This is a genomic window from Mucilaginibacter sp. P2_A5, assembly GCF_056404995.1.
In genome coordinates this window covers 46910-57290 of sequence record NZ_JBFUCY010000024.1, presented here as the reverse complement: position 1 = coordinate 57290, position 10381 = coordinate 46910, and the positions used below count along the sequence as shown (strand labels likewise).

Genomic DNA, 10381 nt, shown 5'->3' with positions numbered 1-10381 from the left:
ATTTGGTTTGGTTAATTGGATTTTATAAAAATTCGACAAAAGCCTTCCCGTACAATTTGTTGATTGCGAATAACAGGAAGAAACCGAATCATCGGCGGTGTGACAGCACTGCCGATTTCTTTTTTTAGTGCTTTTTTTGTGTATTTTTTTTACATATGGACTGGGGTTTAATTAGTTAAAATTCTATCAGTTGCCGCAGCCTTTACCTTGTATAATGATCTGGCCGCCGGTTATTTTATATTCGGCCTCAACGGCTTTGCAAATCAACTTCAGGCGCTCATCCAGGGGCTGATCAATAAGCGATGCCGTGAGCTGGCAATTGCCCATCACTTTTTCATCATAAATAATATGCACCCCATAAGCTTCTTCAATAGTTGTTACCACTTTTGAAAACGGCGTGCCCGAAAAATTAAAATGAATGGTTGTTGATTCTTTTGACAACAGCATCGGCTTGCTTAAAACAGCTTTCTCCAGCCTCAGCTCCTTCCGGTACAAAACAACCTGCTGGTTAGGGGTTAAAACTACCGCAGGCTTGCTATTTACCCCCGTGCCTTTACTGTTATGTGCCGATACCTCCACACGGCCGGTGCTTACTAATACTTTGTATTGATCATCGCTGTCATTGGCCATCACCTTAAAGCTGGTACCTACCACCCTAATTGTTAGCTCGTTTGAATACACATAAAATGGCCGGGCCGGGTTTTTACTCACCTCAAAAAAGGCCTCGCCTGTAAGGTTTACTTCGCGTTTATTCCCTGTAAAACTGTTTGGATAATTTACCTGGGCGCCGGGCTGCAATATAACCGAGCTGTTATCCGGCAGTTTTACAAGCATTGGTATTTCGCTCCTGTTAATTATATTCTGGCAGGATTGCAAATTGGCCTTGTTGTATACCTGCTTGTTTTTACCGGTATCAAAAACTACGTAGCCAAGGCCAACAGCCAGGGCAATAATGAGGATAGCCGCAAAACGCAACAGGTTATTCATCCTGAATTTAATCGGGCGAACATTATCGGCTGCAGGATAGCCGGCGATTCTGCTTTGTACATTATTTACCAGTTCATCAATTTCCGCTGCCGAAAGATCGCTCACGGGCTTAATCCTGAATGATTTTATGATAGTACAGGCCTGTTTAAAATTGTCTTCGGATGCAGGGTTATGCAAAGGAAAATTCTTCCAATAATCATCATCTTCTGTGTAATTGCCCGAGGCCCATTCTACAAAAGAATTGTCCATTAAAAAATCTTCAATTTTATGGTATTGATTGTCAAGCATGAAACAGGTATAATATGGTCTATATCTACCTACATGCAGAAAAAGGAAAAATCTACTGTAAAAATTTAAAAATAATTTTCAACGCCGCGAAACGGCGATTAAAGGCAGTAATAAACCGGGCTTTTCGCCCAATATTTTCGCAGGCTTAGTATTGAGTCGTGCATCAGGTTATACACCGATTGACGGTTGAGGTCCATCACTTCGGCTATTTTTTCCTGGGACATGCCCTCGTAAAATCTAAGGTACAGGATTTCTTTTTGACGTTTGGGAAGGCTCCCTAAAATAGACTGAAGCTTATGATAAATCTCCTGCGATAATTCTTCGCTGATGATGTTTGATTCCACATCAAATTCTATCATAAATTCATAATTATTTTCAAGAGGTTCCGCTTGTTTCCATTTTGGTTTCTCGCGGAAAATGCGCAGCCGCAGGGCCTTGTATAAATAGGATTTAACGCACTCCGCCTGCCTTATTTTATCGCGGCGGTTCCACAGCTCAAAAAACACATCCTGGATACAATCCTTTACAAAATCGGGATTATCAATAAACCTGATGCCATACCGGTACATGGGGTTACTGAAAATACGCATCAGCTCCGCGTATGAACGCTCATTCCCCAGCCTGAAATCGCTCCAGAGCTGAAGAATGCTTTCATTGGATATGTAGGTGCTGTTTGGCAAGGTAAACTGGTTTATAATATTAAATAACCGCGATTATAAATTGGGGATACAACCGGGCAAACAAATCTAAAACATTAAATCACAAATACAATCGATTGCAATAATTATTTTGAGCTACTTTTTATCAATTGAATGCTTAATCGTTTTACCAACCTATTTAAATTATTTTTTACTCCACCGATTAAAAATATTATGGGAAACTATTATTTGGCAGCCTGCTGGCCGGCTTTGATATAAGCGGCAACATCAACCATTGGAGCAATCCAGATGTCTTTAATCCAGATGTCTTTTTGGTGTTGATTAAGGTAGTGCAGCAACTTACTGTGGGCATCCAGGCTAACGTTAAGATTATGCCCGCCCCCAACGCCATGAAACAAAAATACAAGCAGGGTATGCGATTGCATGGCCTGTTTAACCAGGTTGATCAAATAGTCAGCCGATTGCCCGTTAATCATGAAGCTATCAATGTTATCCAGGTTTACCTGTTTTAATGTCTGCAGTCCGGGTGCTACCCCGCGTGCGCCTGCAAAATCGTTTTTAAGGTAATCGTAAAAATATTTATCTCCTATTTTAAGATCACCACAAGGGAATGCAAAGGTACGCGTAGTTTTACCGTCAATCGCTTTAAGCAGGGTATTGGTAGTCTTTATCTCTTTAACGGCACGTTCAAGCGAATACTTACCCAGGTCAGTTTCGGCAGTTACAAAACTGCGGCCTGGCAAACTGCCATCGCAAGGGTGATAAAGGGAATGATTGCCCAGCTCATGACCACGGGCTGCCGCTTTTCGCCATTCCGCCATCCGGTTTACCACAACCGGCGACGAGCCGATGAGGTAAAATGTACCTTTCAACTTCAGCGAGTCGAGCGCGGGCAGTACGTTATCCAGGTCGACGTCAATCGCGTCATCATAGGTTAATACAACTGCGCACTGCTTATTATTCCACAGCGGCTTATCCTGCGACCTGGAAGTTAGCGCAAGCAGCAATAAAAAAAATATGATAACGTATTTAATGGGTGTCATTTATTGTTTCGTTTTTTTTGATCTGATTACTTAGCTGCGGGCTTATCAGTACGGAAAGGTGATGCAGGCAAGCCTTCTTTATTATACAGGTTGGCCCCATCGGGATTATCGGCCCATGCATACCTTACATATAAGGGTGTTGGTACCTGATCACTCCATACCAGCACTTTATCGCCCTTAATAACGGCGCTGGCCCAAACAAACTTCTTATCGGCGCCAGCTATCGCAAATTGGGATAGTTCATCCCCATTTTTTGCAACAAGCCCTGTCCCTACATTTTTAAAAGAGAGCTCAATTTTACTCCCATCTACCCTTGCCGATTGATATATTGGGCCTGACGGAATTACATTACCATCTCCATAAGCTACATTTTGGGCGGCTATGGCCAGGCGCTCACCTACCGCTTTTTTATTCAGGGGATGTATATCGTTCCATTCGCCGGCATCAAGGGTTACAGCCATGCCTGTGTTTGGTAAGGCAAGAGCTTCCAATTGCCCCTCCCGTAATTGAGCCCAATCACTTTCTGCCGGAGAATATTGCGCCTCGTTGAAATTAGGGAGTTGGGCATATACAAATGGAAGGTTGCCCTGGCGCCATTTATCGCGCCAGTCGGCAATAAGGGCCTTTAATAAAACGCCGTATGTACTTGCGCTACCAGCGTTACTTTCGCCCTGGTACCAGGCCAGGCCTTTGATGCTGTAGTTGATCACCGGCGCAACCATGGCATTATAAAGGCCGGTCGGCTCACTTTGGCCAACAAATTCGGCAACGGGCTTAACCGGCTCAAACACCTGCCCTACTTTATACTGCCAATCGCCGCGCAGGTCGATGGTATCTTTGGCTACACTCAAATAATAGGGTTTATCGGGCACAAAACCGCCTTTACCGTTGGTGTTTACCACCCGCACAACTATAACATTTTTGCCGGGCTTTAGTAAACCGGCGGGTACGTTATATCGCCGCGGCGGATACTGGTAAGTAATGTTTCCCACAAGCTTCCCATTAACATAAGTTTGATCGGCATCAATTATCCTCCCTAAAAACAATTTGGCTGCTTTGCCATCAAAAGATGCTGGCAGGTTCACCTCCTTGCGGAACCAAACTACACCGTTCAAGCCTTTAACGCCCTGATCGGCCCAATAACCGGGGAGCCAGTAATGGTGCCAGTTATGCGGGACATACGCAGTATCATACCATGGTTTAATTTCTGTTAAGCCTTTATCACCCCCATAAACAGCTGTATTAAGCGGACTATTAGGTGCCGAATGCTTTTTTGTAACGCTATCTATAAAAACTGCATCGTCAAATTGCTTTATCCTATTATTGTAGGGTTTAATATTTTCCAATCCATTTTTACTAATCCAGGCCTCAATGGGCGTGCCTCCTACGCTTGAGTTAATAATGCCTATCGGCACGTGGTATTTTTGATAAAGTTGTTTGGCAAAAAACCATGATGTTGCACCAAAACCCAGCACCGCTTCGGGATCGGCCTTTACCCATTTACCCGGTTGCAGATCGGTATGTTGTTTGGTTACGTCAGCGTCTGTCTTCACAAAAAAGTTCCTGATTTGGGGGTAGTTGGCAGAGGCAATCTCATCGGGATATTTTTCCTTTACCCGCTCCATTTGTAAAGCCATATTTGATTGGCCAGAGCAAAACCAAACATCGCCAACTAAAATATCGGTAATCGTAATATGGTTGTTGCCCTGTATATCCATTGTGTAGGGCCCGCCGGCGGGCATCGCCGGTAAAACCACTTTCCATGAGCCATTTTTATCAGTTACCGTACGGAAAACCTTATGCTGAAATTTAACGCTAATTTTTTCGCCTGCATCTGCCCATCCCCAGATATTTACATGCGTGTTACGCTGCAACACCATGCCGTTTGCAACCAGCTGCGGCAGCCGCACCAAAGCATAGGCGGGCAATATAAAACTGGCAAACAGCGCGATAAGCAATATCTTCACTGATTTCATAATTCACAGGAACTTTTAATTTGGTGGTTTACTTTTACGAAGTAACAAATAAAAAAAGATTTGCGCAATCGATTGCACAAATCTTTTTTTACACTATTGCTCGCAACAACCATGCTATTGACCCTGCGGTTGGTTGTCTTCGTACCCACCCATGACTTATCCAATTTCCCCGTCATCCTGAATGATAAAATCTCGCGAAATTCTAAAAGGGACGTGACGTATATCGCATGGCGGCCAAGACTCACCCGGCGAGGCTACGCCCCCCACCCTCTCTTCACCTGCGGTGTAAAGAGGGGCTTGAATGCTGAATATCAAAATGTTATAAAAAATCCAAGTAATAAAATTTCAAGCCCCTCTTTCCGGCGAAGCCGAAGAGAGGGTGGCGGGCGTAGCCTCGCCGGGTGAGTCTTAGCCAGCGTTCAAAGCCAATGTTTGTGTAAATACTAAATATGTCACGAGTAGAATCCCAGACTTACGAAGTTTTAAAAACTTCGTAAGTCTTTCGCCGATTTGTCTTTCGCTCAATGCATAAAATCAAACCAAAGCGTGCCGCTCATCTTCTCTCCGTCGGCATGATTGGTTTGACTTTGAGGCCCCATCACTTTTGCAGGCTGAAATTTGGTGCCTATGGGAGCAATGGCATTTAAAAAACCGATACTTCCTTCAGGAAAAGCAGGCTCCACATTATTATTGCTCAGCGCGTCTTTTTCCCTTGCCGGGTGCAGCATTTGCAGGTAAGTGTTTTTATCGGCAGAATAAACAGTGAACGGCGACTCCTTATTTTCGATAGTTACCCAGTTTACTTCGGCATGATAACCTTTAAATTCCGGATAGCCCCAGGTTTCGCCGGTAATGGTATTATTATAGGCTTTATGCCAAACGCCAAACTGCTGGCCTTTCAGCCGGTTTTTCCAAACCCGGTACGGGCCGCGGCCAAGCCATTTCATGCCGGTAATTTCTTCTTCGGGATAGTTGAAGGTGATGCCCATAAAATCGGCATCGCCCTGCTGCGTGTATTGATATTCCAGTTTAGCCGGCCGCCCGGAAGCGAAAGTCCATTTTACGTGTAATGAACCAGCGCCCTGGTAATCGGCTTCTACCACATATTTTCCGGCGTTGGCTTTGTGTGTAAACTGTTTTAGTTCGGTTTTAACACCTGCCAATACAGGCCCACCCGATAAAGAAATTGTGGCGGCCGGTTTCACTACTTTTTGGATGTACCCAGTAACTTTATCAAAATCGTAGCTAATGCCATCGCATTTGAAGGTTAATAATTTATCTGTTTCTGTTATTTTTATAGCTGATTTACCCGGCGAAGCTGGTATTTTACCGGCGATAGCTTTCGGTGTGCTAATAGCCCAGCTCCAGGTAAATATTTCTTTTTTGTCGGGCCCGTAAGCTGCCAGGTACAGCGCATCACTTTTTTTCCACGATGCTGGCAGCGCTAAGTTCAAAGTACCCTTTTCGCCCGGTTTAAGATTAATTGGTTTAAGTAAACCTGTTGCCGTTACTATAGCAGCCGTAGTTTTATTTTGTGCCGATGGGAACTTAACCAGTTTCCACTTAAAACTACATTGATTAAGGTTAGTGAACGAATAGCGATTTTCGACAGGTATTTTACCATCAAAGCCGGCATCAATAGGTTGCGGATTAATATAAACCGGCGACCAGATCTCCTTTATCGCATAAAAGCTCCCCTCTTTTTCGCGGTGCGGCCCAACAATGCCATCGGGGGCGTGATTACCGTCGGCATCATAGGTGTTGTTTTTATCGGTACGGATTATGGCCTCATCCAAAAACGCCCAGATAAAACCACCTGCGCCGTGCGGATGTTTTACCATTTGCATCCAAAAATCATCAAGCCCGGCTGCCGCGCCGCCATCATACAGGCCATGCATAAATTCCGTCGGGAAAAAAACTTCTTGACCGTTGGCCGCCGCGTTAACCATGTAATTGTAATCGGGGTAATGTTTGGTATCGGTGCCGTTAAACTTTTCCCAGGGATGAATTACCGTGCGTTTTTGCGGATCATATAAAGCGTATTCACCGTCAAGCCCACGGTTCCAGCCGCCTTCGTTTCCATTATCCCAAAACAGGATGGAGGGATGGTTTACATCACGCACTACCAGTTCTTTAACCAGCTTGCGGCCTACCACGGTATCGTATTTAGCCTGCCAGCCGGTAAGCTCATCCAATACATATATGCCTAACGAATCGCAAACATCCAAAAAATCACGGTCGGGCGGGTAGTGCGACATGCGGACAGCATTCATGTTCATTTCCTTCATCAGCTTTGCATCCATTAAGTGAACACTATGGCTCAGGGTGCGGCCGGTTTCGGGCCAAAAGCTGTGCCTGTCGCTGCCCTTCATCACAATTTTTGCACCGTTTACATACAAACCATCGCCGGTGCACACCTCCACTGTGCGGAAACCAAATTTTTGTTTAACCCGGTGTACAACGCCCTTTTTATTCTTTATGGTAACCACAACCTGGTATAAATTAGGAAACTCGGCACTCCATAATAAAGGTTTATCAAAATTGGATTTTAATTCGAGATGATCGCCCGCGGCATTTGCATTAACAGCAAAGGGCTTTCCTACATTTTGGTCGTTAAGTTTTTGTACCTGGGCTTCAATCAGTTCATCGCCTCTTACGTTTTGCGCGTATACATCCAACCGGAAAGATCCATCGGCCCTGGCGTTTACCGCCATCCTGTCTATAAAAATTCCAGGAACAATTTCCAGGTAAACAGGCCGGTAAATTCCGCCCAAAACCCAAAAATCGCTGTTCCGGCGTTCGGCATCATTAACTGATGGATTTGCCGATGTTTTATCAACCGTTACTTCGAGCAGGTTTTGGGCCTTTGGTTTTATTAAACCGGTTATATCGTACTTAAAGCAATAAAAACTGCCCTGGTGTACCGGGCCTGCCTGCTTGCCGTTAATCATAACTTTGGTATCCGTCATCGATCCTTCAAAAACGATATATACCTTTTTGCCGGCCAGGTTATCAGCAAAAAACTCATGTTTATACAGGCCCTGCTCGTTGCTTTTAACTTTGTCATGACCATAATTATAGCTACCGAAGCCCTGTAATTCCCAGTTTGACGGTACCGCTATTTTTGTCCATACACCGCTCTTTCTTCCGCCGGTGCAATAAAAATCCCAGGGTACGGTATGATCCTTATCCGTTCCCGACAGGTATTTAACAATGGTTTCCTGCGAAAACACATCGAAGCAAACGAGCATGAGCAGTAATGGCAGTAATATCTTTTTCATAGTTGGGTTTATAAAACTGGTAGCACAGGTTTAATCAGCAAACAAGGTTAATTACTCCTGAGCGATTTAAAAAGAATACGCGTAATTAAAAGTATGCAATCGTTCCCGGAAATTATTTCAGGAAATCTGAATGGCAAAGCTTGAACTACAAAAGAGTGGAAAAAATATTTTACAGAACAGGCCATCTTCAAAACCGGCAGCATTTTAAAATCTGCTGCAGGCCTGGTTTCTGATCTGGTATCGGTAAGTCTTGAGTTTAAATAAGGTAATCACCATCAAAATTAAAAGCCCGGTAAAGTTTTAAATTTTACCGGGCTTTGCTTATTTTGTCCGTCACTATGGAAAACACCGACGACCTTTTTGACAAACCGCTAAGCGACGATCCCGAAGAAAACCTGCGGATGGAAAACGAACTGCTCCGTTTAAAATTGCAGGCCGAATTGGGTGCCGATCCGCATATGATCAATCCTGTTGACCCGGAAATTGAAAATATTTTTTTGAAGAATATTTTTGATTTTGAACATAACTACGCCAACGCCAAACGGATTAAGGTTTACGATTTGCTGGGCCAGCCCGAATTTAAACCAGCGGATGGATTAAGTGAAGCGCAGGTAAACGAGGCCTTGCAGCAGATTACCGATTTATTATTCAGCAAAAATATTGTTGTCGATTTTTCTGACGATTTGGACAACCGCACCAAATATGTTTTCATTACCGAAGAGTTGTTTGATCACGAGACTGACGATTTCTCGATACCGGGTATGACCAGCCATTTTGATTACGAAGAGTTTCATCCCAACCATAAAGCTAACATTGAAAATAAAGCCCTGGATTTTTTATCGGGATGGTTTAAACAAGACTTTAACGAACGCAGTTGGGTGCTGGGCGACTCGTTTGTGGCCCCCGACAGGAAAACCTATACCAGGATTGAAATTGTACACCAGCTAAAAAACATTTTTAGCGCGTATACAGCCTTCAACAACGAAGAGTATTTTATTTACGACGTCGGCTTTCAGTTACAGCCCGGCTCAAATTCGGGCCTTGGCCATGCCGAGGGTTCGGTAAAATATGATGCTGTATTGGAAAACAATGAAACCATCCATTTTGAAGGGCCATTTAAATTATACTTTTCGGTGGAGGATAACTGGTGGAGCATTTTTCATATTGTATTCCCTGGGTTTAAATATCCGTGAAAATAAGTCCGAAGTCGTAAGTCCAAAGTCTGAAGTCGGAGCTATCTTTTGACTTACGACTTCGGACTTACTACTCGAGACTTACTTTCGCTCTCCGGCGTTGTAAAACACCAGGCGTTTAACTTAAACTGGCGATTGAATAAAATAAGCCTGCTCAACAGTCCGGCCTACCATTCAACTGATAGGATTTCCTCACTATCTATAAGCCATTGGTTAAACAACGCAAGGTTAATTTCCCGCCCAGATATGTCAAACTCCATGATGCTTTGCATACCTGTCCGTAAAGTTTTAGTCTTGGCTATTTTCAGTTTTAGCGGCTTCGCCTGGTCATATAAAGTACTTAACCTCCAATCTTTTTTAAATACCAACCGGTAATGGCGATGTTCGAATTTATTATCTAACCAAACCTGGATAAAATCGAGGGTATACAATATAAACATAGTGGCAATCAGCGAAATTCCGGCAAGAGCAAACTCGCCAATACCTAAAAGCATTCCCAATGCGGCCGAAATCCATATAGAAGCTGCCGTAGTAATCCCCGAAACAGAGGAATTGTTACGAAATATCACCCCAGCCCCTATAAAACCCACGCCTGTAATAATGTTGGCCGCTATCCGGTCGCGGTTGGTTTCTACCCCAAGCAGGTATGAGCATATGGTAAAAACAGTAGCGCCCAAACAGATCAGGGCCAGGGTTCTGAACCCCGCCGATTTGCCCCTGATCTCGCGTTCCAGGCCAAGAACACAACCGGTTACCACGGCAAGAAACAGTTTTAGTATTTCGTGGCCATATATGTTATGGTTGGGGTTAAGCAAAATGGTACTGTCGAAGTTCATGGGGACTTGATTAGCTGCATAAATTGCTATTAAAAGTAAATATTTAGCACATTAAACTTACTATAAATGCGTATGTATTTTCTATCGGGCTTTTTTGTTAACGCGATAGCATTCGGAT

7 protein-coding genes are annotated in these 10381 nt (G+C 43.9%); 1 reads left to right on the top strand and 6 read right to left on the bottom strand.

What is annotated here, in order from left to right:
- Window positions 1-186: 186 nt before the first annotated feature.
- The 5 genes from AC1DXF_RS20530 to AC1DXF_RS20510 all read right to left on the bottom strand — a co-directional run bounded on the left by AC1DXF_RS20530 (window position 187) and on the right by AC1DXF_RS20510 (window position 8234).
- Complete coding sequence (locus AC1DXF_RS20530; RefSeq protein ID WP_477450571.1) at window positions 187-1275, bottom strand: FecR family protein; 1089 nt, start codon at window positions 1273-1275, stop codon at window positions 187-189.
- A gap of 98 nt (window positions 1276-1373) precedes the next feature.
- Complete coding sequence (locus tag AC1DXF_RS20525; RefSeq protein ID WP_477450570.1) at window positions 1374-1955, bottom strand: RNA polymerase sigma factor; 582 nt, start codon at window positions 1953-1955, stop codon at window positions 1374-1376.
- 203 nt (window positions 1956-2158) lie between these two features.
- Entirely contained in the window at window positions 2159-2977 is an 819-nt protein-coding gene (locus AC1DXF_RS20520) for a polysaccharide deacetylase family protein (RefSeq protein ID WP_477450569.1), read from the bottom strand.
- 26 nt (window positions 2978-3003) lie between these two features.
- Complete coding sequence (locus AC1DXF_RS20515; protein ID WP_477450568.1) at window positions 3004-4953, bottom strand: sialate O-acetylesterase; 1950 nt, start codon at window positions 4951-4953, stop codon at window positions 3004-3006.
- 521 nt (window positions 4954-5474) lie between these two features.
- Window positions 5475-8234, bottom strand: coding sequence for a glycoside hydrolase family 2 protein (locus AC1DXF_RS20510; protein ID WP_477450567.1), 2760 nt, complete (start codon window positions 8232-8234; stop codon window positions 5475-5477).
- Between the two features lie 338 nt (window positions 8235-8572).
- Here AC1DXF_RS20510 and AC1DXF_RS20505 point away from each other — a divergent pair, with 338 nt between their 5' ends.
- Window positions 8573-9427 carry a hypothetical protein gene (locus tag AC1DXF_RS20505; protein WP_477450566.1) on the top strand — a complete coding sequence of 285 codons (855 nt, stop codon included), beginning with the start codon at window positions 8573-8575 and terminating at the stop codon, window positions 9425-9427.
- Window positions 9428-9594: 167 nt separating this feature from the next.
- Here the strand turns inward: AC1DXF_RS20505 and AC1DXF_RS20500 are convergent, their stop codons facing one another.
- The gene (locus AC1DXF_RS20500; RefSeq protein ID WP_477450565.1) at window positions 9595-10263 is read right to left on the bottom strand and encodes an MgtC/SapB family protein; all 669 of its coding nucleotides are present in this window, start codon (window positions 10261-10263) and stop codon (window positions 9595-9597) included.
- Window positions 10264-10381: the final 118 nt, after the last annotated feature.